This is a genomic window from Streptococcus sp. 1F3 (assembly GCF_054968985.1).
The window spans coordinates 40,798-64,584 of record NZ_JBUEQR010000052.1; the positions used below are offsets into that span (position 1 = coordinate 40,798).

The 23,787-nt window shown below is 40.2% G+C and carries 22 protein-coding genes; all 22 read right to left on the bottom strand.

The window, feature by feature from the left end; genetic code table 11:
* Positions 1–415 precede the first annotated feature (415 nt).
* Positions 416–1,243: a cation diffusion facilitator family transporter gene (locus ACVPON_RS05015; RefSeq protein ID WP_462876768.1), complete on the bottom strand. Its 828-nt coding sequence runs from the start codon at positions 1,241–1,243 to the stop codon at positions 416–418.
* 185 nt (positions 1,244–1,428) lie between these two features.
* Complete coding sequence (locus ACVPON_RS05020) at positions 1,429–2,106, bottom strand: CPBP family intramembrane glutamic endopeptidase (protein WP_462876770.1); 678 nt, start codon at positions 2,104–2,106, stop codon at positions 1,429–1,431.
* Positions 2,107–2,484: 378 nt separating this feature from the next.
* Positions 2,485–3,996 (bottom strand): phosphohexomutase domain-containing protein, encoded by a 1,512-nt coding sequence (locus ACVPON_RS05025; RefSeq protein WP_462876771.1) that lies wholly within the window; start codon positions 3,994–3,996, stop codon positions 2,485–2,487.
* Positions 3,997–4,271: 275 nt separating this feature from the next.
* A complete protein-coding gene (locus ACVPON_RS05030) occupies positions 4,272–5,213 on the bottom strand; it encodes a sensor histidine kinase (RefSeq protein WP_462876773.1) in 942 nt (313 codons plus the stop codon).
* Entirely contained in the window at positions 5,210–5,875 is a 666-nt protein-coding gene (locus tag ACVPON_RS05035) for a response regulator transcription factor (protein WP_462876775.1), read from the bottom strand. Before ACVPON_RS05035 ends, ACVPON_RS05030 begins: the two co-directional genes overlap by 4 nt.
* Positions 5,876–6,166: 291 nt before the next feature.
* The gene (locus tag ACVPON_RS05040) at positions 6,167–8,140 is read right to left on the bottom strand and encodes an FtsX-like permease family protein (RefSeq protein WP_462876777.1); all 1,974 of its coding nucleotides are present in this window, start codon (positions 8,138–8,140) and stop codon (positions 6,167–6,169) included.
* 3 nt (positions 8,141–8,143) lie between these two features.
* Positions 8,144–8,896, bottom strand: coding sequence for an ABC transporter ATP-binding protein (locus ACVPON_RS05045; RefSeq protein WP_462876779.1), 753 nt, complete (start codon positions 8,894–8,896; stop codon positions 8,144–8,146).
* 203 nt (positions 8,897–9,099) lie between these two features.
* Positions 9,100–9,234 carry a hypothetical protein gene (locus ACVPON_RS05050; RefSeq protein ID WP_462876781.1) on the bottom strand — a complete coding sequence of 45 codons (135 nt, stop codon included), beginning with the start codon at positions 9,232–9,234 and terminating at the stop codon, positions 9,100–9,102.
* Positions 9,235–9,351: 117 nt separating this feature from the next.
* Positions 9,352–9,543 carry a hypothetical protein gene (locus ACVPON_RS05055; protein WP_462876783.1) on the bottom strand — a complete coding sequence of 64 codons (192 nt, stop codon included), beginning with the start codon at positions 9,541–9,543 and terminating at the stop codon, positions 9,352–9,354.
* Between the two features lie 64 nt (positions 9,544–9,607).
* Positions 9,608–10,771, bottom strand: coding sequence for an ATP-grasp domain-containing protein (locus tag ACVPON_RS05060; RefSeq protein ID WP_462876784.1), 1,164 nt, complete (start codon positions 10,769–10,771; stop codon positions 9,608–9,610).
* A 13-nt stretch (positions 10,772–10,784) separates the two neighbouring features.
* The gene (locus ACVPON_RS05065; RefSeq protein WP_462876786.1) at positions 10,785–11,531 is read right to left on the bottom strand and encodes an esterase family protein; all 747 of its coding nucleotides are present in this window, start codon (positions 11,529–11,531) and stop codon (positions 10,785–10,787) included.
* Between the two features lie 14 nt (positions 11,532–11,545).
* The gene (locus ACVPON_RS05070) at positions 11,546–12,370 is read right to left on the bottom strand and encodes an alpha/beta hydrolase (RefSeq protein WP_462876788.1); all 825 of its coding nucleotides are present in this window, start codon (positions 12,368–12,370) and stop codon (positions 11,546–11,548) included.
* Positions 12,371–12,622: 252 nt separating this feature from the next.
* A complete protein-coding gene (gene trmFO / locus ACVPON_RS05075; RefSeq protein WP_462876790.1) occupies positions 12,623–13,963 on the bottom strand; it encodes a methylenetetrahydrofolate--tRNA-(uracil(54)-C(5))-methyltransferase (FADH(2)-oxidizing) TrmFO in 1,341 nt (446 codons plus the stop codon).
* Between the two features lie 724 nt (positions 13,964–14,687).
* A complete protein-coding gene (locus ACVPON_RS05080) occupies positions 14,688–15,407 on the bottom strand; it encodes a DUF3307 domain-containing protein (RefSeq protein WP_462876792.1) in 720 nt (239 codons plus the stop codon).
* Between the two features lie 2 nt (positions 15,408–15,409).
* Positions 15,410–16,072 carry a SatD family protein gene (locus ACVPON_RS05085; protein ID WP_462876794.1) on the bottom strand — a complete coding sequence of 221 codons (663 nt, stop codon included), beginning with the start codon at positions 16,070–16,072 and terminating at the stop codon, positions 15,410–15,412.
* A 252-nt stretch (positions 16,073–16,324) separates the two neighbouring features.
* Entirely contained in the window at positions 16,325–18,409 is a 2,085-nt protein-coding gene (gene topA, locus ACVPON_RS05090; RefSeq protein WP_462876796.1) for a type I DNA topoisomerase, read from the bottom strand.
* Between the two features lie 102 nt (positions 18,410–18,511).
* The gene (gene dprA / locus ACVPON_RS05095; RefSeq protein WP_462876798.1) at positions 18,512–19,354 is read right to left on the bottom strand and encodes a DNA-processing protein DprA; all 843 of its coding nucleotides are present in this window, start codon (positions 19,352–19,354) and stop codon (positions 18,512–18,514) included.
* A 227-nt stretch (positions 19,355–19,581) separates the two neighbouring features.
* Positions 19,582–20,553 carry an ROK family protein gene (locus ACVPON_RS05100; protein ID WP_462876800.1) on the bottom strand — a complete coding sequence of 324 codons (972 nt, stop codon included), beginning with the start codon at positions 20,551–20,553 and terminating at the stop codon, positions 19,582–19,584.
* Entirely contained in the window at positions 20,543–21,121 is a 579-nt protein-coding gene (locus ACVPON_RS05105) for a sugar O-acetyltransferase (RefSeq protein WP_462876802.1), read from the bottom strand. Before ACVPON_RS05105 ends, ACVPON_RS05100 begins: the two co-directional genes overlap by 11 nt.
* An 18-nt stretch (positions 21,122–21,139) precedes the next feature.
* Positions 21,140–21,901, bottom strand: a complete 762-nt coding sequence (locus ACVPON_RS05110) for a ribonuclease HII (RefSeq protein WP_462876804.1) — start codon at positions 21,899–21,901, stop codon at positions 21,140–21,142.
* A complete protein-coding gene (ylqF, locus tag ACVPON_RS05115; RefSeq protein ID WP_462876806.1) occupies positions 21,888–22,739 on the bottom strand; it encodes a ribosome biogenesis GTPase YlqF in 852 nt (283 codons plus the stop codon). Before ylqF ends, ACVPON_RS05110 begins: the two co-directional genes overlap by 14 nt.
* 151 nt (positions 22,740–22,890) lie before the next feature.
* Positions 22,891–23,319, bottom strand: a complete 429-nt coding sequence (locus ACVPON_RS05120; protein WP_462876808.1) for a tyrosine-type recombinase/integrase — start codon at positions 23,317–23,319, stop codon at positions 22,891–22,893.
* Between the last annotated feature and the right edge of the window lie 468 nt (positions 23,320–23,787).

Below are 23,787 nucleotides of genomic sequence, written 5' to 3' on the forward strand. Positions count from 1 at the left end.
TTGGGATACCACTAGGAGGGAAAATACCTTCTCATTCACTACTTATTTTGTGCCTATTGACTAATTCCTACTGTTTATTTTAAAACAAGGCATGGATGCTAACAGAAGCTATAAATAACCTGTCATTGAATAACTTAGAATAACTTATACTCTTTAAAAATCAAAAGGATGCTTCGTCAACTTGCTTTGGTGAACGCTAGTTCTACCTTCGGCTTCGATTATAATGAAATTAGCAGTGCTAATCTCATTTCCAACCTTTCGCAATTCTTAATTGTGAAAGCTAGTCTACTTTTGATTTTTATTGAGTATTACTCCAATGACAGGTTGTCTTTTTGAAAAAGAAAAGAAAACCGTCTAGCAAAGACGATTTTCTAACTAATATCTTGGACTACTTCTACTGCTTGTCTTAGAGGGGTCAGCTATTTTCTACTATTTCTATCGTCACCTGCTCAACAGCATAAGTGTGGAGTAAGAAACGAACACTTTCCTTGATAAATTGCCGTTTGGCAGTAGAGGTCACCGATAACGTAAGCGTTCCACAATGCTCAAATCCATCTAATGTCCAGACCTTAAATGCTACAATCTCCTCTACTCCCTCAATCATGACTAATGCTCCTTCAACTTCTTCAATATTTAGACCTTGAGGAGTTACCTCTAAAAGGATCCGTACATTATTCCAAGCTTTTGGCAAAGCCTTACTAAGTATGAAAATAGCGATGCCAAGCGATAAGAGGGGATCAAGAATGTACCAATCGGTAAATTGAAGGATAAGGGATACAAGGATAACGGCTAGCCAACCTAGGATATCTTCTAAAAAATGCAGGCTAAGAATCGACTCATTATGACTATGGCCGCCTCTAACAACACGGGAAGCCAGCAGGTTAATGACTACTGCTATAATTCCTAAAATCAGCATTCCATCTTGATTGACCGGTTGAGGATTGAAAAGATTTGGAATATTCTCGATAAGAATCAAGACTGAACCCACGATAAGGATCGTTGACGTGAGCATCGCTGCAAAAATATTCCATCGTTTATAGCCGAATGGATAATGACTATTCGTAGGCTTATTGGCATATTTTTGCATGATAGCAGAGCTACCGATGGCTAGTGCATCTCCTAAATCATGGACAGCATCTGCTAGAATCGCACTCGAATGAAAGAGTACACCAAAAATAAATTCAAGAATCGAAAAAGTAAGATTGAGAATAAAGGCGATGAAAGAGTTTTTACTTGATGACATATTTTTTTTGCTCCTTTTATTACTCATTCTATTATGCTCCAGATAGAACTTAAAAACCAGAAGCAATTCGCATGATTTGTTCTTTTCTGAACAAATTGCTGAAAATGTACGAAAGTAGTCCACATTAGATTTCTGATAAGACTAGCAAAAAGAAGCCTCAATTTTTTGAGACTTCTTTTTGAATTTTACAACAGGTTCGTCTTAATGTGTGATACTAAATTCAGTGCCATATGAACGCCGATTGGAACCTTGATTGATTTGGTGTAATTGTAAGCTAAGCCGAGAACGATACCAGGGATGCCATAGTAGCAATATGCAGTCCAATCTGCTGATGGGTGTGCCCAGATAAAAAGGAGGCTTGATACAATCATACCTATGAATGGTTTATCAGCAAAAACATATTTTAATAATAAGCCCCTAAAGAGTACCTCTTCAAATATGGGTCCTGAGACAATCGCGATGATAAACTCAATAAAAAATGTGGTTATCCGATCTTCAAAAGGTAAAGAACCTAATGGAGGGACTGGCACCGTCCTCTCTAAAAGATAGTCGCTCATGGAAATCAATAAAAAAGCTACTATACCAACAATAATCAGTGTACGCAATCCCTTTTGAAGTGTTTTATCAGACAGATCAAACTGGCGTTTCTTCATTACATACAATAACAGCAAAAGGGTGGATCCATCAATAACTGTCATGATGAAATCACTAATATAGGGAATCCCAAGCTGTTCAATTAGGGAGCAATGGGGGAGATAGCGCATCAATAAAAAATTGAGAGCATAAAAGCCAACAAATAAGCCAATTGCTTCGATTGCTTTCTTTTGACTACTGCTCCCCCAAGAAAAAGTTGACTGATTCATCATTATCCTCCTAATATCAATATAGTCTGTCTACAATTCCCTCTTTAGTGACATCAAACTGGCATGGGAAATCAATAAATTCAAACCTTTTTGTAAAGCGCTTACTTTAATTAAAATTCTATCTTTCAAGTCTTAAGTATATCTTAAAATGTAACGATTGGGTGTAGCATTTATCTATTTTTTCTGTGCTTTATGTAATTTGTTGTCCTATTGCCTCATCGCCTTTGATAGCTTTAACGAGTGACAGTTGCACTTCCTCTAAGGATACTGATTTTCCAGTTTCAACTTGGAAATACAAAAGCCCCTCATAAAATGATGAGAGGCAAATGATTTATGGTTCATTATGGTAGGATAAACCATCTGTGATGTTTTTCTTCCCTATTCTCCCATCACTTCTTTCATCTTGTCTTGATGGACCAGAGGATAGGCGGATAAAAATTCAGAGAGACGTTTGAGGATTGCTAGGATATAGCCTGGTTGATCGTTTTCTACTTGAAGAACCAACAGGGGCTCATGGAGGCTCATTCTCAACAAGAACCAACCCTCTCCATAGGGAGCAGTCACATCAAAGCGGACTCCTTCTTCATTTTCAGGATTGAACTGGAAGCCTTCAATGGCTTGATGGCGTAAGTCCGCAATGACTTGCTCACCAAGTGCTCGGTAGTCTTCTGCTTCTAATTTGAAGCGGACTTCCTGGGTTTCGACAGGTTGTTTCAACTGGGAAATTAAGCCATCCAAGCTCCTTCCTTCCATCTGCAAACGTGGCAACAACATGAGGATTTTGGCAGCGACGTAGGTGCCATCATCAAGAAAGTAATTTTCTTTAAAGGCCGCATGCCCAGAGGTTTCAATAGCTAGTTGGCAATCAATTCCTGCCTCATTGGTCGCAATCGCCTTATTGATGACGTTGCGATACCCTGAAATATAGCGAATTTGCTTCCCACCCAACTCTTCAATGAAGCGCTTTAGGTGCTCAGATGTCGGAGAATTGGTCACAATACTGGTTTCGGGGTGTTCGTGCAAAATGATTTGACTGAGAACAGCAATCAAGTTATTCCGGTTTAAAATCTCACCTGATTTGGTAACCAAGGCGGCACGGTCAACATCAGTATCAAAGATAATTCCTAAATCTGCCCCATGCTCTAAGACTGCTGCTTGAATGCTAGCCATCGCTTCTTTATTATCTGGGTTTGGAATGTGATTTGGGAAAGTTCCGTCTGGGTCTAGGAATTGTGATCCCCTTGTATCAGCACCTAAGACTTCTAGAACCTTCTCTGCAAAGAATCCTCCTGCTCCATTTCCAGCATCAACAATGATGTGTAAGCCGTCAAGCGGTGTTTTCTTGCCTTGGTTTGCTTGGCGAATCTTTTCAACCAAATCTGCGGCATAAGGTGTCAGTAAGTCTGCCCTTTGAACCTTTCCGCCGTCTTTTTCCGCCAAATCTTGGTCATTTTCTAGAATGAAAGCAATGTCCTCATGCTCTGCTCCCCCTTTTTGGCTAAAAATCTTAATTCCATTGAAATAATAAGGGAGATGACTAGCTGTCACCATAACACCAGCGTGACAGGAAAAATTCTCATATTGGGTACTCATAAAGAGGGCTGGCGTTGTAGCTAGACCAAAATCAAGGACCTGTACTCCTAGGCGAACAGCTTCTGCTGTAAAAGCTTCAACCAAACTAGGACCGCTAATCCGGCTATCTCGACCAATCCCAATGGTGAGATTCCCTGCTTGATAGATCTTCTCCAGACGGTCATCTTGACAGAGCCAGCGAACCAGACCATGTACAATTTTGGAAATAGCTTCGGGTGTTATATTAACTGTGAATTCGTCGGTTGCAATCGCAATTCCACGAATATCCGAACCATTTTGCAAAACATGATGTGACATAACTTCCTCCTTTATCTACTCCTAGTATATCATCTTTTTAACCGTTTTCAAGTATACAAGTAATTACTATTAGTACTTTTTTCGGTCACTGTTTCTGCTCTTCTAGTAGTTGGGAAGCAACTAGCAACTGGAGATCTGGATAGAAAGAAGATAGTTGTATGACGCTCCTTCCTCTTGCATTTGCTAGGAGAATTTATTTACATAACAAAAATTATGTAAATAAATTCTCCTCCAAGAGGACTTCCCTCAATAAGCCTGTCGCCCTATGAGTATCCTTATTTCTCCCGCCAGATACGAACCTGGGTTCCATGATCAATCTGGCTCCTAATTTCAATAGCCAAGCCTAATTGTGTCAAGATCCGCTTCGTCAGGTAGAGACCAAAACCACTAGCTTTCTGGTGCTCACGACCATTGTAGCCTGTAAAGCCTTCTTCAAATAAACGCGGAATATCCTCTGGTAAAATCCCAATTCCCTGATCTGAAATAGTGAGTCCATCTTCCAGATGAATGGCTAGAGTCGAGCCATCATGACTGTATTTCATGGCATTGTCTATTACTTGTGAACAGGCGAAGGTTAGCCATTTGCGGTCACTTTTAAGCTGCCAGCTTCCTACTACTTCTACAGTCATCTCTTTTTGAAGAAATTGACTACGATATTTTTTGACCAAAGAAACGACAATATCCTTTACCTCAATCCTTTCAAAGCGAAAATCACTTGCCTGATGAGACAACTTCATATAATTTAAGAGATTGTCCATGTAGTTATCAAGGCGGAGGAGCTGGTGATTGACTTCTGTCTGGCTGAGCTGATTGGTCTGGCTCATGAGGGAGAGGGCTGCTAAGGGAACTTTCATCTGGTGGGACCAGATTTTCACGAGTGACTCCAGCTCAGTTTCACGTGACTTATAGGCTAGAATTTTTTCCTTGGTTGCGACTTTTTCTTGAGCTAGTAACTTTAGATAGGCGAGGTCTGATGGGAGCTGAAAAGCTCTCAGATTATCCTCATAGCAATCGCTCTCCAGCATCTTTTGCTTGCGGTGGAAGAGGATAAAAAGCCCAATTGTCCAAATGAGTAAGAGACTACTTGTAAAAAAGAGGCTTTGGAAGATAAAATCAAGGGGAAGTTGATAGAGGGCAAACATCCCTAATAAGCTCAGACTGATGAGGAGGTAAAGCAGATACCAGCCTCGATATTCTTTGAAAAATAGTAGAATCATTGGACAATATACCCCACTCCCCGAACGGTATGAATCCGTTCAAAACCTAACTCGTGAACTTTCTTACGCAGACGGGTCATATTGACATTCAAGGTATTTTGATCAATAAATTCTTCATTTTCCCAAAGTTGTTCCAGCAATTTTTCCTTGGTCACTACCTGGCCCTGATCTTGCATCAAAGTAGTCAAGATTTTAGTTTCTGTAGGCGATAGTTGAATGGAGTCACTACCATAGCTAAAACGTCCATCTACAGCTAGTTGATAGCCATCTAGAGCCAATTGGGGAACCTGGGTAAATTGTTGGACACGACGCAAAAAAGCTGCAATTTTCGCATCTAAAAGGGCTAGGGAAAATGGTTTTGCAATAAAATCATCTCCACCCATGTTCATCGCCATAACAGCATTCATCTCATCGCCACTACTGGAAATAAAAATAATCGGCATGGTCATGCTTTTACGAATCTCGGTCGTCCAATAAAAACCATTAAAATAGGGCAAACGAATATCCATCAGTACGACATCTGGCTGCCACTCTGCTACTTCTTGGCTAACTGCCCGAAAATTACGGACACTTGCGACTTGATAGGTTTGACTGAGGTGATTCATCAGTAACTGAACAATCGTCTCGTCATCTTCTACGATGTAAATTTTTTCTTTTTTCATATTCTTATTGTATCAAAAAAGGGGCTTCTAAAGCCACCTTTTATAGTTGTTTAGTTTACTTTTAGTACTAGGCAACGAGCTGCAGGCTGTACTGGAGTACGGCAAAGCGAGCAAACGAAGTTTCCACAATCGTCGAAGTAATAAAAGTTAAACTAAATGAGTATATAATGCTTTTGTTTAACGAATAAATGGATAGGTACGAAACAAATAGCAGGGGAATTGATCCTAAAAGGATCTTTTTGCCGTAATGGTATGATTGGTGACCGTATTCCTAAGGGGCTTTGTATCGTCTTATCTTTCAATGATCCGATAGTAGGTTCTACTTGTCCATTTATAGATAGCAAAATAAATCAGACAGATAATGGCAATAGTAATCCCACTGACGGTATAAATCATGGTGTGGGAAGCCACCCCAAATATGAGCAACATTTGTTTGAGCATGACAAGGGAGGCAAGGAAGTGGAGAATCGCCATAGCCAGGGGCATAAAAAAGACAAGTAAGGTCTGAGAATTGATGGTCTTTTTGACAGCAAGCTGGCTCATTCCAACTTCTTGGAGAATTTTATAGGATTTCTTATCTTCGTTTCCTTCCGAATACTGCTTGTAGTAAATAATCAAAGCAGCCCCCAGTAAGAAACTAACACCAAGCAAGAAACCTGTAAAGAGAAAACCACCAAAGATACCTAGCATTAGATTTCTAAAGTTTGTCTTTTGCATAATCGTACCAATTCCATCACCATTTTGATTGACTAAGCCAATGACATCTCCCTCTTCTTGACCAAGGCTCCTTGCCTCTTCCTCCCTTAAGTCAAGAAAGGCACGATAGGTGAAAGATAGGTCATTTTCATTGGGGGAATGAGCTTCCAGTACCTCTTTAAATTCTTGAAGAATATCATCATTGCTCACTACAATCAAAAGAGGGTTATAGGTATTTGCAATGTCAGGAAAAGAGACGTTTTCCATATTTGAAACATTTTCAAAGACCTTCTCTTCTAGGAACAACTCTTTTAGTTTTGAACGGCTATTTGCTTTAAAAAAAGCAATTTGGTTTTCCTTTAATTCTGGCAAGGTATTTCCTAAATTCCTAAAATCATCTTGTGTGATGAAGTAAGCCATATAAAATTGGGCAACTTGCAACTGTTGGGGATTTTCTTTTGGGATATGAAGGGTCTCACTATTGTCGTATTCTATCGCATTTACCAGTGTGAGATAGCTCAATTGATTTTCCTTTTGACTGGGATACTGAGCCAATATACTGTCTTGTAAATAAGCATCTCCTTGTGCCCTATCTTGGACAAACAATTCAATCGAACTTTGTCTAGGGTAGGATTTGTCTACTAGATCCACCGTATTAAAATAAAGGGAGCTAGTCGTTGCAATGGTCACAAAGGCCATAACAGCAAGAAGGGTGATATTGGCAAGACCTGTCGCATGTTGCTTCATTCGGAAAATCATCTGCGATGTTGAAATAAAATGTTCAGGGCTATAAAAATACTTCTTCTGCTTGCGACGGAGTTTTAAATACCAAGCTATGAAACTGATATAAAAGAGATAGGTTCCTCCAATGACGAATAAAACAGCAATGAAGAAACGATAGAGAACGACAATCGCACTAATCTGACTAGAGGAAAGAGAAAGATAATAGCCAATCCCAAGACAGATAAGACCTAGCAGGGCTAGAAGCGTATTGCCTTTTGGCTCTTTTTCACCTTCTTCCTTATTTCTAAATAGGATAAGGGGGGAGGAAAAACCGACCTTATGAATGGCTAATAGCTCCAAGAGGAAGAAAATGCCTGCAAAAATCAAGATATTGAAGATAAAAGCTGTAAATGAAATCTCAAAATGCAGATTGGTTCCCTTGACCAAGTTAATAAAAATAAGGTACATAAGATTGGAGAAGGCGGCACTCAATATACTACCAAGAATCACAATCAAGCCAAACATCATCATCAATTCGATCGTTGCTAGCAGGGCTAGTTGCTTCTTATTCATGCCTAGCATGTTGTAAAGACCAAACTCTCGTGCCCGTTGCTTCATCAAAAAATTGAAACTATAGACTTCCATAATAATGGAGAAGATTGTGAGGACAATAGTTCCTAAGCCAAGTGATACAGCCCCTGTCCCCATCTTTTGAGCCATTGGACTGAGGACAAGGAGTAAGGTTGAGCAGTTTAGGACAAAGAGTACCAAACTAGCTAGAATAAAAGGGGCAAAGGTCTGGAGGGATTTTCGGATATTTCCACAAGCTAATTTAAGGTAGAACATACATTATTCACCTCCTAGAAGCGCAGACATGCTGAGTGAAATTTCTTTAGCAAAATCAGCACTAGACTTGTTCGCCTTATAGAGTTGATGGAAAATACGGCCGTCCTTAATGAAAAGTACACGACTGGCATGACTGGCAGCATTGGCTGAGTGGGTCACCATGAGAATGGTCTGTCCTCCTGCATTGATGTCCTCAAAAAGATTCAACAAGTCTTCTGAATTACGGTAATCAAGAGCTGCAGTCGGCTCATCGGCTAGGATTAATTGGGGCTTGGTAATCAAACTACGAGCGATAGCGACCCGCTGCTTCTGTCCTCCAGAAAGTTCAAATGGTCGTTTATTGAGCAACTCCGTAATCCGCAACTGGGGAGCAAGCAACTTCAAACGCTCTTCCATTTCACTGTAGGAACGGCGGGCTAAAACCAGGGGAAGAAAAATATTATCACGAATGGATAGGCTATCGAGCAAATTGAAATCTTGGAAAACAAAGCCTAGATTTCGCAAACGAAAATCAGCTAGCTGGCTATCCTTGATCGTGGTAATATCATGTTGATTGAGAATGACACTCCCATTGCTCGGCTTATCAAGAGTAGCTAGGATATTAAGAAGGGTTGTTTTTCCTGAGCCACTTTCTCCCATAATCGCGATAAATTCCCCCTTTTCAACCTTGAAGTCCACATCTTGCAAGGCACGAGTTTCTTCTTTTGAAAAACGGGTACGGTATACTTTTTCTAAATGATTGATTTCTAAAAACATAAAAACTCCTCTTGTCTGTTGTTCATCTTCCTAAAGAACTTATACTCAATAAAAATCAAAAGTAGACTAGCTTTCACAATTAAGAATTGTGAAAGGTTGGAAATGAGAGTAGCACCGCTCATTTCCTTATAATCGAAGCCGAAGGTAGAGCTAGCGTTCATCAAGGCAAGTTGACGAAGGATCCTTTTGATTTTTAAAGAGTATTAGCCATGCAGGAAGTAGTTGAGCATAGCTGTATCTTGGTAGAGGGCTGCAACATACTGGGCCTTTTCCAATAAAATGACTGTATCTTCTCTGTCCTTTGGTTTTACTTGCTTTTTAAATACCTTATTCCACATGGGCGATTCCTCGTTTCGTATGATTGATGATATTAGTATACCTCAAGAAGAACTACCCTAACCTTACAGGTTTGTCCTCTAATCTTACAATCTTGTAAGCCTAACGCTCCCTCTCCTTCATCTTACTTGTTGCTTCCTAAAGGAGAAGCTATTCACATAGTCTTTAAAAATCGCTTCAAACTTTGTCAGTGTCTGCCTGCCGTATGCATTGAGCATCAAAAAAGCTTTTTCCAATTTGACTTGGTAAACGGAAATATCCTTTAAAAGCTCACTTCGCTTGCTACTGACTTGATAGAGTGTTTTATTCATAAAGGCTAAAGCACTATATTATACCACAAAAAACTCGCCTGCTGAGAGCGAGACGAGACTTTTATCATAGTGTTTGACTGATATAGGCAATCATATCATCTAGTTCTTTGCGACTATCTGCTGTAAGAGCATAGAGGGTATCCCCTTGTAGGGCTGCGAAAGCATGTGGCATTCGTCTTTCCATTTTTAATTGGCTAGCATAATGGTTACGCACTTCTTCTTTACTATGTGCATACTGGGTAGTATCCCTGCGCGTGATTGCAAGGCAGTACTGTGGTTCAAAAGTGCGTTCTGCTACTTCTTCTCCTACAACGATGCTCGCATAATCGCGATACAAGTCAATCGAATGGGCAAAGTTATAGATGTCTACCGTAAAGCCTCCCGCAGGACGATTGTTATATTCAATCGCGATGTAATCATCTCCTTCACGGAAAAATTCAATGTGGAAGAAACGCTCTTTCATTCCAAATGCCTTGACCACCGCTCGACCATAAGACTGAAGTTTGGGATCAATGCTTTTTAAAATATAGTAGGCATTGTCTTTCTGGCTTTCTAATAGCTCAAGAGGTGTATGATGATAATCAAGGGTCGTCTCAAAAACGATATTACCTTGTGCATCCACCAAGCCATCGTAGGTGCAAATTTCCTTAGAGCTGACAAACTTTTCAAAGAAATAAACCACCTCTCGGTCCCACTGCTCTACAAACTGTTCTACATCTGCTGGACTAGTTAATTTGTAAGTTGCAGCAGCTCCCACTCCATTATCGGGTTTGGCAATCATTGGTAGACCAATCTTTTTTACAGCCTTAGCGATATCTTTTTCAGTCTTGATAACCTGACCTGGAACAACTGGTACACCTGCTGCTGCGAAATATTTTTTCATTTTTGACTTGAATTTTGTCTTGCGCAGATGCTTTGGCTTGGCACCAAAGATATGGAACTGTTCACGAAGAAGGGCATCATTTTCCAGCCAGTATTCATTGTGGGATTCAATTCGATCAATCGGACCGTGCTTATAAAACAGAAAAGCAACGGCACGCTTGACTTCGTCAATATCTTCTAGATTTTCAACACGGAAGTATTCTGTCAGAGCCTCCTGCAAATCTGATCCCAGTTGTTCATAAGGTTCTTGCCCAATCCCTAGAACATTGATTCCTTTCTTAGCTAATTCAAGTGTAAATGGTTGAAAGTTTTCAGGATAATAAGGCGAAATAACAATGAAATTCATAAATATCCCCCTTCTATAAATCGAGAGTTCGTAAGAAATATGGCATCTGCTTTCTCCACCAGACCCAATCATGAGCTACATCACTTCCCCACTCATCAAACCAGGCGGGAATCTGTTTCTCAGCAAAAGCAGCTTTTAGATTGTAAAAACTTGGTAAGCCATCTTGTTCCCAATCTCCAAGCCCAGAGCAAATGATGATATCTGATTGGCGGTAACGATCGATAAACCAAGCATCATTTTGGTTCCAGATGTAATCTGCTGGGGAGTTTTGATAGACCGTATCATCATGGCCGTAGTCTTGATTGCGGTTAAAGAAGCGAGCATCATAAATTCCAGAAAGAGCAATCACCTTATTAAAGACATCTGGATGTTGCAAAAAGAAATTCAGTGCGTGGTAAGCTCCCATAGAGCATCCTGTTGTCATCATCGGATCAAACCAATCTGTCTTATGCTTAATAAAAGGAATAGCCTCTTCAATCACATAACGCTCATAGGCTCGGTGGGCTTCAGCACGGTCATGTATGGATTTCCAATCTGCTAGCCAACTTTCCTTATCAATGCTCGTAAGCGTGAAAAATTGAACTTTGCCAGCCTCTATTGAGCTTTTACAAGCCTCAATCATACCAAAATCAGCATATTCCGTGTAAGAACCACCTGATGACGCAAAGACGACGACTGGAATACCAGCATGTCCATAGCGATTGAGGTTCATTTCCCTACCCAAATTTCCTGACCAATGACTTAAAAATTCTACGTGCATATTCTACTATCTCCTTACCATTTTTCACTTAAAAAACGTAAACAATCTGGCAGAAATTTTGCCCAAGCTTCCTCATTATGAACAGCTCCTGAAATGATTTCCAGTGCCAGATTATCCAACTCTACTCCTCCTGCAATCAACTGGCGATAATAAGAAAGTGAAGAGTGGATATAGGCCTGCTTGATATTTCCAGCCATCAAGGTCTTATCCGTATCATCTGCTTCTTCTGTTCCTACATAGATGTAGACCCGTTGGTTCTGATCTAGTTCACGGCGTTCTATATAACGATCAAATGCCTCTTGGTGTAGCCAATTAGCCGATGAAAAGACACCCAAACAACCAATTTGATCTTGATAAGCCAAGCCCATAAACTGAGTGATATTGCCACCTAAAGAAGAGCCAATCATCGCGGTATGAGCCTTATCAGCCTTGGTACGGTACTCACTGTCAATAAAAGGCTTAACCACTTCCATGACAAATTCAGCATATTCTGTCCCCTTGCCACCAAATTGAACGCCAGGAATATTGACTTCCTTATATTTCCAAGCGGAATATTCATTCATCCGCTGAAAGCCGTCATTGTCAATGGCTACAACAATCATCTTGGCAATATCAGGATTGCGCTTAATAGCTGGGATAATTTTCCAAGAATGCCCACTAAAGGATTCCTTACTGTAGAGGACATTTTGCCCATCGTGAAAATAGACAACAGGATAGGTTTGATGGAGGTCTGTTTCGTAATTTTTAGGCAGTAATACCCGCACCCGTCGCTTATCCTTAGTATAAGGAACCTCCAATTCATGGGTTCTCATATCAAGATAAAAATAAAAGGTATTCATACTGTTCTCATTTCCATTTCAGTTAAGAGTTAGTATACCATATTTTTAAATGAAATACTAAGAAAAGTTAGTTATTTCTTGGAAAAATTCGGGAAAAACGAACAAAAGGAGCGGTTGCTGTCTTTCTAGAAGCGCGTCCTCATACAAATGCTCCAGTACAGCCTGTAGCTCGTCTCCTAGTACTAAAGACTATAAAGCTAGACTAAATGTCACTAGCGGAATATTTCAAAAAAGATAGGCCCAACCTATCTTTTAATCCAATTCTTCCATGCACTGATTTAGAGCTGTCAAGGCGCGTGCGGCTATTTTTTCATAGCGTTCTTTTTTATCACGGATACGTGGGCCCTCCAGCTCTTTGATAATACCGAAGTTGACATTCATTGGCTGGAAATGCTTGCTATCAGCATGCGTGATATAGTGAGGTAAACTTCCGATTGCAGTTGTCTCAGGGAAGATGATTTCTTCTTCTTCCTTGAACAAACGAGCCGCATTGATACCTGCTACCAGACCAGAAGCCGCAGATTCTACATACCCCTCGACCCCTGTCATCTGACCAGCAAAAAAGAGTTGCGGATTTTTCTTAGAACGGAAGGTTTCAGTCAGCAGATTCGGTGAATCCATATAGGAATTGCGGTGCATCACACCATAGCGGACAAATTCGGCGTTCTCCAATCCCGGAATCATTTGAAAGACACGTTTTTGCTCTCCCCATTTAAGATGGGTTTGGAAGCCTACAATATTGTAGAGGCTACCTGCTGCATTATCTCTACGCAATTGGACAACTGCATAAGGGGTCTTATAGTCCCCATCACGGGTACCTGTATAGTTTTCTGGGTATTCCAGTCCAACTGGTTTCATGGGACCATAAAGCATGGTCTTCACACCGCGTTTTGCCATCACCTCAATTGGCATACAGCCTTCAAAATATTTTTCTTTTTCAAAGGAATTAAGAGGTGCTTCTTCGGCATGTACCAAGGCATCATGAAAGGCTAAAAATTCTTCCTTGGTCATTGGTGCATTAAGATAGGCTGCTTCTCCCTTATCATAGCGGGATTTTAGATAGACCTTACTCATATCAATGGTATTGACATCCACAATCGGCGCTGCGGCATCATAAAAATAAAAGCCAGAGCCACCGTTTAGGGCATGGATTTTTTCTGCTAAGGCATCACTTGTCAGAGGACCAGTCGCAATGACGGTAATCCCTGTTGTCGGTAACTCCCTTATCTCCTTACGAATAACCTCAATGAGGGGGTGCTGATGGAGTTCTTCTGTTACCATCTGAGAAAATCCCTCACGATCAACAGCCAAAGCACCTCCAGCAGGAACACGCGTACTCTCTCCTGCTCTCATAATAAGAGAGTCCAAGCGACGCATTTCTTCCTTGAGAAGCCCTACAGCATTGGTCAAGCTATCACCTCTAAGAGAATTTGAACAGACCAATTCTGCAAAATGATCCGTCTTATGTTGCGGTGTCGCTTTCACCCCACGCATTTCGTACAATTTAACGGGAATCCCTCGTTTAGCAATCTGATAAGCAGCTTCAGAGCCAGCCAAACCAGCTCCAATTACATTAATATAGGATTGAGACACTTCACTAATACCTCTTCGGGAGCAAATCTCCCACAAATCTTTCTATTATTTTATCGTTTTTTAATATCATTTTATATGGAACTCGGGCTAAAATCTCAGAAAAAAGATAAGAGTCTGGGACAAAAGTCTAACCTCAACTATAAAAAACGAACAAAACTGGTTTTCGGACACTCAACATTCTTGTTTGTTCGCTTTTTGTATTTCATTTATCAATTTGAAGATTTGATGATAAAGAATTTCAAAAATCAAAATCTTTTTGTCCCAGCCTCCCTATGTTTCAATCGCTTTTTTAACGCCCTCGTATTTTAATTGAACATCCCCTAGACCCTGTGCGAAACGATAGGCAGCTGTTTTGGCTTTAGCTAGCACCAACAGTCTCGGAATAGACTACCCGATAACACAACCGAAGTTTGTATCTTATGTATAAAATCCCTTTAAAGATAGGCTGAAAACCTCCACTGGAGCTTTTCACTCGTCAACTTTCCTATTTTGCTAGAGCCGTTGCGAACCTTGTTCACTTACGGATATGGATGCCTTTGGTACGCTTTGAGTTTTTTACGGGCTTGGTATCTTATAAATGACGAGCAATAGCTTGAGCCTGCTTACGTCCTTCTTGGGTCAAGGACCAGTCTGTCCACGAACCAACCAACCATACAATTGATCTGGTGTTGAGCTTGGAGCTGTTGCACAGGAATAATAGATTTCATACAGTTGTGCCCTTCTGTCATAACAGGCATATCCATGCGGCAATCAAAACACTTAGGATACTAAAGAGAGAGCCGATGAGATAATATTCTGCAAAAGCAGGATTTTCTGATATTTTATTGTAACGAGCAATTGATTTGGCGGTAAAGACAAGACCGATTGAAGCAAACTGATGAAAAATGATACAAATACTCATGACCACCCGTTCCAAAAGACCAATCATAGCTCCTGCACCAGGAATCGTGTCCATTTTTTGATGGGCTTGAGGCTGGTATTTTTGAAAGAATAGTTTGAAGGCAATATTGGTCGGCTTGGTAATCAATAAAAGAAATAAAACAACCGGCAATAGCTCTCCTCCTACCACATCTGGTAGAGCTATTGCCTTTACCAATGGAGTAAGTGCTAGGATAATTGATACGTGCAAGGCTTGATCGATGAGAAAAAGCATTAATATATCCCATTTAAACCACTTGGCAATATAAGGCTTTCCAATATCAATCATGGCATGGCTGAAGAACAGCAACAATGTCACTCCCCAAATAGATGGAAGAAATAGAGTTACAACCATCAGTGGCAGTGCTACTCCAATGAGATGAAAGCCTAAATAGAGCCACTCCCTGTCCTTTCTGTCAGCCACTTTTTGACTTTGTAAATGAAAATCTGATAAAAAATGGCAGATGAGCAATAGCGTTAAGATAGGTTGGTGTAGTAGATATTGTGAAAGACCGGTAGTTGACATACTTACTCCTTTCCTGCATGCTTGAGCATCTTCAATGCACAGTTTCGGGTTCGTAAATAAACCTTGATATTGCTGGTTTTCAGGCGCTTTGATAAGGCGCTACTTGTCGCTAAACCTAATCCTTTTGCAAGTGCTTGTTGGTCAAAGGATTCATGATAAATATTATTTTCTAATAGCTTCTCTAGAATCAACTCCTGACTAGCACGCCAGCCAGCTTTAATGGCCTCACTACTAGCAATTAAGGTGTTGACAACCTCTACAGTGGAGCTATCCTCAAAATGAACGGCAATCTGTGTATTGCCATAGTCGTTTTTTTGGTGAATAGCCTGAAGGGCTTTTCTGGCATACCAATAAGCTGGACCATCAGCACCAATACTTTGTTCAGGATTGATATCTGTCAGAATCGCCCCTAAACCAAGACCAAAGCGTATTGGGTATGGCTTCATAGTCATATTGATAGAATCAATTATTTGAAATAAAGGAGCATCTAAGGTCAGTAAGGCTTGAAACTCATCTCCTAGTGTGATAGACATTTTAGAAACCAGCACCTCACTATACTTAGCATTTAACTGATCTAAACAGGATTCTAACCTTTTTTGAACCTGGTAACGATCGGTGATTTTTTTTGAATCAATCATATCTCCGATTAAAGCAAAATAATTCATAGCCTACCTCTCATAAGCCTATTATAACAGATTGGGGCAAAAAAGTCTGTTATAACGGAAATTATTCAAAAAGTCCGCTATAGCAGACTTTTGAAACAAAGTTCAGTATAACGGAAATCTTACGCTAGTGATTAGAAAGAATCTAATGTTTATCGTGATGAATGGAAAGCACTTGGTAACACTAGGCACCAATCTCACGCATTGGAAAGATAAGTAGGAAGCGACCGAACTGTAGTCTAGATTTGAATTGTCCTATTTAATCTTTTCTTCTTCATAATCACCATTTGGACAAATCACCTGCTTGCCTCCACCTCTTACTTTCTTTTCAACCAGATAGTGCTGACATTTTGGACAGTCACGGCCAATTGGTTTCTCCCAGGAAGTGAACTCACACTCCGGATAGCGGTCACAACCGTAAAAAATGCGATTGCGCTTACTCTTGCGTTCAATGACCTGACCCTTACGACATTTTGGACAAGTCACACCAATTTCTTTAGTAATCTGCTTGGTGTTGCGACAATCAGGAAAATTGCTACAAGCATAGAATTTACCGAAGCGTCCCAACTTAATCACCATTTCATGACCACAGACCTCACAATCAAATCCAGCTGGTTCATCCTTGATTTGAATTTTTTCAATTTCAGTCTCAGCCTTGGCTAATTCAACCTTAAATGGCTGATAAAAATGATCAATAATATTCTGCCATTGCGCCTTTCCGACTTCTACATCATCTAGTTTCTGCTCCATTTCAGCGGTAAAAGTCACATTGACGATATCTGGAAAGAATTCAACAATCAATTTATTGACAATTTCTCCTAGCTCGGTCGGCTCAAATCGCTTGGCAACCAGTTTCACATAGTAACGTTTTTGAATGGTTTCAATGGTCGGAGCATAGGTTGAGGGACGCCCGACACCATTTTCTTCCAAGGTCTTAATCAAGGTTGCTTCTGAATAACGGGCAGGAGGCTGTGTAAAATGTTGTTCTGGCTTCGTTAAGATACGTTGTACCTTGTCACCAACTTCCATGTCCGGCAGCATCTTACTCTTATCTGAATCATTGTAAACTGCCAGATAACCGTCAAATTTGACCTGACTCCCATTAGCAGCAAATAGCACACCATTTTGCACTAAACGGACACTCATTGTATCAAATATTGCTGCAGTCATTTGACTTGCTACAAAGCGGTTCCAAATCAAGGTATAAAGCCTCAACTGATCTTTGTCTAGATGTTTCGCAATAGCCTCAGGGGTTAATTGAACATTGGACGGACGAATGGCTTCATGCGCATCTTGTGCCCCAGAGGCATTTTTGATTTTACTACCGTGCTTGGAATACTTGGCACCAAAACGCTCTGTAATAAAATCTGCAGCCTGTGCCTGAGCAACTGGACTGATCCTAGTCGAATCGGTACGCATATAGGTAATCAAGCCCTGTGTGCCGCCTGTTCCGAGGCTCACTCCTTCATACAACTGCTGAGCAACCATCATGGTTTTACGGGTTCGAAAATTGATTTTATTAGCTGCGTCCATCTGTAAGGTTGAGGTTGTGTATGGTAATGGTGCATTGCGTTTGCGCTCTTTGCGGTCTACCTTATCCACCAAGAACTCATCACCCTTAATCCGTGCTAAAACTTCTTTTACCTGCTCATTGTTTTCAAGTTTTAATTTCTTTTCATCTAGACCATAGAAACTAGCCTGAAATTTCTTCGTTCCTTTTTTAAAGGTGGCATCGATAGTCCAATATTCTTCTGGTTTGAAATTGTTAATATCATTTTCACGGTCGATAATCAATTTAAGAGCTACTGATTGTACACGACCTGCTGACAAGCCTTTTTTGACCTTCTTCCATAAAATAGGAGAAATCGAATAGCCGACAATACGGTCTAAGACCCGTCGAGCTTGCTGGGCATCTACTAAATCGTGGTCGATGGTTCGTGGTTCTTTAAAGGCATTTTTTACCGCATCCTTGGTAATCTCGTTAAAGACAACACGATTTTTATCCTTTTCGTCCAAACCTAAAATGTGAGCTAAATGCCAAGAAATGGCTTCTCCTTCACGGTCCGGGTCACTTGCTAGAAAAACTTGTTTCGCTTTTTTAGCTTCTTTTTTCAAGTCATTGATGAGGGGGCCTTTTCCACGAATATTGATATATTCAGGCTCATAATTATTGTCAAAATCAATAGACATGCTTGATTTTTTCAAATCACGGATATGTCCTACCGAGGCAACAACCTTGTAATTGCGTCCTAAATATTTTTCAATCGTTTTTGCCTTTGCCGGCGACTCCACGATGACTAAATTTTTGGGGTTGGTTACTTTTTTCTTTGTTGTTCCCATTGTTCTTACCTTTACAATATTTTAAACTAGTATAGCTTCAAAAAGAATATACTATTTTTAGGTAAGTGTCAAGATTTTTCTTTTCCTATAGGAATACCTGTTTTACAATCGATACTCTGAAAGGATATCCAGACCTGATGTGATGCACTTTGCACCCTCTTGGATTAAGAGATGACACCCCGCAGATTTTCCATCTGTAATGCTCCCTGGAATGGCAAAAATATCACGTCCCTCATTCAGGGCATATTCACAAGTAATCAAGCTACCTGAACGCATTTGAGCTTCTGCCACGATAATACCTTTGGATAAGCCAGCTATAATGCGGTTTCGCTCAGGGAAATGGTATTTGAGGGGCTTTTCATTCGGCGCATACTCTGATAAAAGCAGGTGGTGTTGAGCCAGATAAGCCTGTAGGTTCCTATTTTCTTTAGGATAGGCTGTAGCCAATCCATTGCCAAGAATAGCAATTGTTTTTCCACCATTTGCTAAGGAAGCCATGTGAGCCGCTGTATCGATTCCCCTTGCCAAACCACTGACAATCACAAAACGATTCTGAAGCTCTTTGATAACTTTTTGGACAGACCTAGTGCCTGCTTTACTGGCTAGTCTTGCTCCTACAATAGCTAGTTTGGGCTTGGTTAAGAGTTCAATATTTCCTTGATAAAAAAGGAGAACTGGAGGATTATAGATCTGTCTTAGCTCAATAGGATAGACTTCATCAAAAATTGAAAAAGAAGGGTAGCAAGCAAATTCTTTCCGACAAATCTCGTCATCTAATTGCTTATAGCGTTCTATAAAGAGGAGCGGATTGGAAGAGCTAGAGACAAGTGCGATGGATTTAAGAGATAAGGATTTCTCTATTTTTGCTTGATAAAGTAATACCTTATGGATTTGAAGATTGGTCAAGCCCGCTTTTTTTAGTTTAAACAGTTCAAAGTTATTCATTTTTCACCTCTACTAAATTTATTCGTAAAAAAACTCACATCTTAGTTTTTTTGAAAAATGAATAGTCTAAAAGGGGGATATCAAGTTTTTTGACAACACTCTTTCATACTGTTTCTATATGCTAGAGGTTTTGTCTAGCCTCATAAAATAAAAAAGCCTGATCTGCCTAGGCTTCTAAACGTTGGATATAAAATCGCACGCCTAGAAGCTGTGTACATGATAATAGATCAAGATGTTTTATATTTTTCAAGGAAAAAGCACAGAGCACCGATTAAATTTGCTTGATTATGGAACTGACAGGCCTGAATCTCCACTAAGTGAAGCGAATGGTTCGCAACTCCATCTACTTTGACGAGTTCTTGATACCTATTTTGAATCGACTTAATCAGTAAGTCTTGTTGACTAATTCCACCACCGATAACAATCTTGTCTAGTCTGACAAGACTTGTCAAGTTTAAAATTAAGTAGGCAATTTCATGACAATAGTTGTCAAATAAGGCAGCTAACTTCTGGTTGCTCCCTTCCTCTAACTCTTTAAAAACAGTCACTCCGTCTGCTTCTGACAACTGCAACTGATGACTCGCTTCTTCTACAAACTGAACAGCCGATCCTGCATTAGCAACCAGGCTCTTCACACCCCGTAAATGAAGATCAAGGATTGCTCCTATTTCCTGCAAGGTATTCGTATTATTTTTATTCACCAACGATTGTCTAAGGAGATTTAGCAGTAGATTTCCCGCCTTTAAATCTGAAAAGGTTGCTATATTTCCATTATGAACAAGAGCCAGACCGACCCCTGTTCCTAATACCATAGCCGCCCCAGATTGGACTGCTTTCAAATGTCCCAATCGTGCTTCTGCTAGACCTGCTGCATCGGCATCGTTTAGGACACTGATTGGCAAGGAAAAACGACTTTCAAGGTGTTGAGCAAGGGGGAGCGAGGTCAGGTAGGGAATCAAGCCCCCTTTATAGACAAAGCCTGTCTTGCGATTGATTGTACCTGGACAAGAAATGGCGATACCTGAAATCTCTTTGTGATAGGTGTCTACAATAGTTTCCAAGGAATGCAAAAACTCCTCCTTTGTAGCAGGAGTCTGTATCTTGTCTTGTTCTACTAAATGAAAACCCTCTGATATAAGGGTATACTTAATAAACGTCCCTCCAATATCAAAGGAAAGATAGGATGTTTCATTCTTCATTTCTTTTGTTCATTTCCTCGTTTGATAATTTTTTGATAATCCGTGCAGGATTTCCTGCCAGAACGACATTATCACCGAATGACTTGGTCACGACCGATCCAGCTCCAACGACCACATTATCTCCCAAGGAAACTCCAGGAAGAATGGTCACACCCCCACCAGCCCAGAAATTATGTCCGATGGTAATCGGTTTACCATACTCTAATCCTGCAATTCGTTCGTTCGCATCAAGAGGATGAAGTGGGGTTAGTAGCTGTACATTAGGGCCCAGCATAGCGTTGTCACCAATGCTAATGGGACATACATCCAGAAAAGTACAGTTAAAATTGGCATAGAAATTCTCACCTACATGGATATTGCATCCATAGTCACAGGCAAAATCTGGCTCTATATTGATCCATTCTCCAGTGCTACCAAACCAGGATTTGAGCAACTGACTGCGCTTTGTTTTATCCAATTCTTGATTAAACTCCATGCGGTATTGCCGAGCTAGGCTACGCAACTGCCGCAATTCTTCTTCACTGGCATCGTACAATAAGCCTGCTAACATTTTCTCACGTTCTGTCATTCTTTTTATCCTCCTTGTCTAGAGCATTGATTTGATTGGTTCAAAGGTCGTTCTATGAATGGGGCTTACCCCCTTTTTTTGTAAGCCCTCTAGATGCTTGGCAGTCCCATAACCCGCATTGTTAGCAAAATCATAGCCAGGATATACCTTATCAAAGTCTGTCATCATCTGATCCCTAGTAACCTTTGCCACAATACTCGCAGCAGCGATGGAAAGGCTAGTGGCATCTCCTTTTATAATTGAATTCTGGGCAATTGGTGTATCTAGGGTCATCGCATCAATCAGTATATGCTGTGGTCTTGGAGATAGTTGGCTCAAGGCCTCTAGCATAGCCAGTTTGGTCGCCTCATAAATATTGACTTCATCAATCACGTGATTATCCTTGACACCAATCCCTATGGCAACAGCTCGTTCTATCACTTCTTGGTAAATAGCTTGGTGCTTGGTTTTGGAGATTTTCTTAGAATCGTTCAGATAGCGAATCTTACAATCTTTGGGCAAAATAACTGCTGCAGCTACGACTGGACCTGCCAAGGGTCCCCGTCCGACTTCATCAATTCCTGCAATCAACTCTATCCCTTCTGCATACAAGGCATTTTCATGGACTAGCATCTGTTCTAGTCGCTGCTCTTCTACTTCCATTGCTTGAAAGTCCTTGAATTTTTTCTGAATGAGTGCCTGTACCCCTGCTCGATTATCATTAGCCAACTCCTCTAAACGAAGATCTGTCTTATCTGTAATAGTTGCAAGCAGTGCCTTTATGTCTTTAATCGTTGCCATCTATGTCCTCAACTGTATCTAGCGTGTAAAGCCCCAATTTTCCGTCTCGTACTTCCTTGACAAACAAGGTATAAAAACGATCATAGTCTTCACGAAAACCAAGTTTTTTCGTCATATCCATAATCATTTCAGGCGCTTCATATTCTAGATTTATCTGCTTAAAACGCTCTTTGAGTGCCTTAGGATAATGCTTTTTGAAATAATTCAAACCAAAAATTGTCACCTCATCCATGGGCAAGAGATTGTCTTTAATCGCCCCTGTCAAAGCTAATTTAAGCGCCACTTCTTCATCTTCAAATTTAGGCCATAAAATACCAGGAGTATCAAGAATTTCCAAGTCTTTGTTGGATTTGAGCCATTGTTGTCCCTTGGTAACACCCGGTCTATTTCCAACGACCGCAACTTTCTTACCTGCCAAGCGATTCATGAGGGTTGATTTTCCAGCATTAGGAATCCCAATAATCATCGTGCGCAAGGTTTCAATCTGAATCCCTCTTTCTTTCTGACGCTGGGTTTTCTCCCGCATCAGTTTTTTTGCAGCTTCTGTTACTTTTTTAACAGTTGACTGTTCCTTAGAATTAATGGTCAAGGTTGGAATCCCCTGTGCCTCAAAATAAGAACGCCAAATCTTGGTAGCCGTTGAATCAGCCAAATCAGCCTTATTTAAAATGAGTAGCTTGGGCTTATCTCCCACTATCTTTGTCAACATGGGATTTTGACTGGATAAGGGCAAGCGTGCATCGACTAAGATCGTCACAAAGTCAACAAATTTCAGATTATCCTGCACCTGTCGCCTTGCTTTTGACATGTGACCTGGAAACCAGTGAATAGTTGCCATGAGTGTATAATTCCTTTCGTATCAAGGGTTTTATGGAGGTAAATTTGCCTAAATTCTATCAGGTCACCAAAAGTTACCAAATGTAGACTGATTTCACCAAACCATTTTATCCCCAATCATTTTTTGCTTTTCTTCACGAATACATCTTATTTCAAAATAGGAGAGCAATAGTAATATGCCTTGGAAGATAGCTTTCTTTAATTCCAATTATATCTCGGAATTCTTCTAAATTTAAATTTGTTTTTCTGCTTTCATAGTGATTTTCAATCCAATTGTTTAATGGTTTAGAATACTTACAAGACCAAGACTTTAAAGCAGAAAAAGATATTTGATTTTTATTAATAAAATTATTTAATGCGTTCACTGCCATTTCTTGAGAGTTAGTTTGTCTATGAGTATAGCCGATTGTAGTTTCATAATTAGCATGACCTACACGATCCATAATGTCTCTTGTAGCCAATTCTGTACCCTCACTTTGCAGATACGTAATATGCATATGTCTAAATGAGTGTGGCGTTACATGTTTTGTCCACTTAAATCCAAATTTCTCTTCACAAGTTTCAATTAGCTCTTGCTCCACTCTGGCTAACACTTCACGAAAAAAGTGGGAAGTAAGGGGGAACCATATTCTGTCCGAAATATACTTTCTGTATGTGAAAAGGATTTAGCTGAATTTTCCAAAGCATACTTATCAAATTCATCACTAGTTTTTATCTAAAAGAAAATCGAAACTATATTTAATAGAAAATTGACACTGTCTATTATACCACGATTTTCTTTATTTTACTGCCCTTTGTTTCCATCTTAGAAACTCTTCAAATCCTTCTAAATTAATTGTAAATTCCCAAAGTAAGTTCTAGTCTGTCGCAAAAACTGGAAACTAGACTGAGACAAGGAAATAGGGTAGAACTTACTTTGAGACGTCTCAGAGCCAGTAACTTTAGTGTACTCTTTTTTTCAACAATTTTAGGCTCTATAATTTCTGTAGTGGGTAAATCCACTGTAGAGATTATGGAGCCTTTTTGAGTATAGAAAAAAAGTCCCATAT

Bases quoted from the DNA above. Each gene is read 5' to 3' on its own strand.
- ACVPON_RS05020 (WP_462876770.1), bottom strand. From the start codon at position 2,106: ATGAATCAGTCAACTTTTTCTTGGGGGAGCAGTAGTCAAAAGAAAGCA.
- ACVPON_RS05060 (WP_462876784.1), bottom strand. From the start codon at position 10,771: ATGAATTTCATTGTTATTTCGCCTTATTATCCTGAAAACTTTCAACCA.
- ACVPON_RS05025 (WP_462876771.1), bottom strand. From the start codon at position 3,996: ATGTCACATCATGTTTTGCAAAATGGTTCGGATATTCGTGGAATTGCG.
- ACVPON_RS05070 (WP_462876788.1), bottom strand. From the start codon at position 12,370: ATGAATACCTTTTATTTTTATCTTGATATGAGAACCCATGAATTGGAG.
- ACVPON_RS05050 (WP_462876781.1), bottom strand. From the start codon at position 9,234: ATGTGGAATAAGGTATTTAAAAAGCAAGTAAAACCAAAGGACAGAGAA.
- ACVPON_RS05015 (WP_462876768.1), bottom strand. From the start codon at position 1,243: ATGTCATCAAGTAAAAACTCTTTCATCGCCTTTATTCTCAATCTTACT.
- ACVPON_RS05085 (WP_462876794.1), bottom strand. From the start codon at position 16,072: ATGAATTATTTTGCTTTAATCGGAGATATGATTGATTCAAAAAAAATC.
- ACVPON_RS05110 (WP_462876804.1), bottom strand. From the start codon at position 21,901: ATGGCAACGATTAAAGACATAAAGGCACTGCTTGCAACTATTACAGAT.
- topA (WP_462876796.1), bottom strand. From the start codon at position 18,409: ATGGGAACAACAAAGAAAAAAGTAACCAACCCCAAAAATTTAGTCATC.
- ACVPON_RS05105 (WP_462876802.1), bottom strand. From the start codon at position 21,121: ATGACAGAACGTGAGAAAATGTTAGCAGGCTTATTGTACGATGCCAGT.
- ACVPON_RS05055 (WP_462876783.1), bottom strand. From the start codon at position 9,543: ATGAATAAAACACTCTATCAAGTCAGTAGCAAGCGAAGTGAGCTTTTA.
- ACVPON_RS05080 (WP_462876792.1), bottom strand. From the start codon at position 15,407: ATGTCAACTACCGGTCTTTCACAATATCTACTACACCAACCTATCTTA.
- ylqF (WP_462876806.1), bottom strand. From the start codon at position 22,739: ATGGCAACTATTCACTGGTTTCCAGGTCACATGTCAAAAGCAAGGCGA.
- ACVPON_RS05045 (WP_462876779.1), bottom strand. From the start codon at position 8,896: ATGTTTTTAGAAATCAATCATTTAGAAAAAGTATACCGTACCCGTTTT.
- ACVPON_RS05065 (WP_462876786.1), bottom strand. From the start codon at position 11,531: ATGCACGTAGAATTTTTAAGTCATTGGTCAGGAAATTTGGGTAGGGAA.
- ACVPON_RS05030 (WP_462876773.1), bottom strand. From the start codon at position 5,213: ATGATTCTACTATTTTTCAAAGAATATCGAGGCTGGTATCTGCTTTAC.
- ACVPON_RS05035 (WP_462876775.1), bottom strand. From the start codon at position 5,875: ATGAAAAAAGAAAAAATTTACATCGTAGAAGATGACGAGACGATTGTT.
- ACVPON_RS05040 (WP_462876777.1), bottom strand. From the start codon at position 8,140: ATGTTCTACCTTAAATTAGCTTGTGGAAATATCCGAAAATCCCTCCAG.
- ACVPON_RS05100 (WP_462876800.1), bottom strand. From the start codon at position 20,553: ATGAAGAATGAAACATCCTATCTTTCCTTTGATATTGGAGGGACGTTT.
- dprA (WP_462876798.1), bottom strand. From the start codon at position 19,354: ATGAATAACTTTGAACTGTTTAAACTAAAAAAAGCGGGCTTGACCAAT.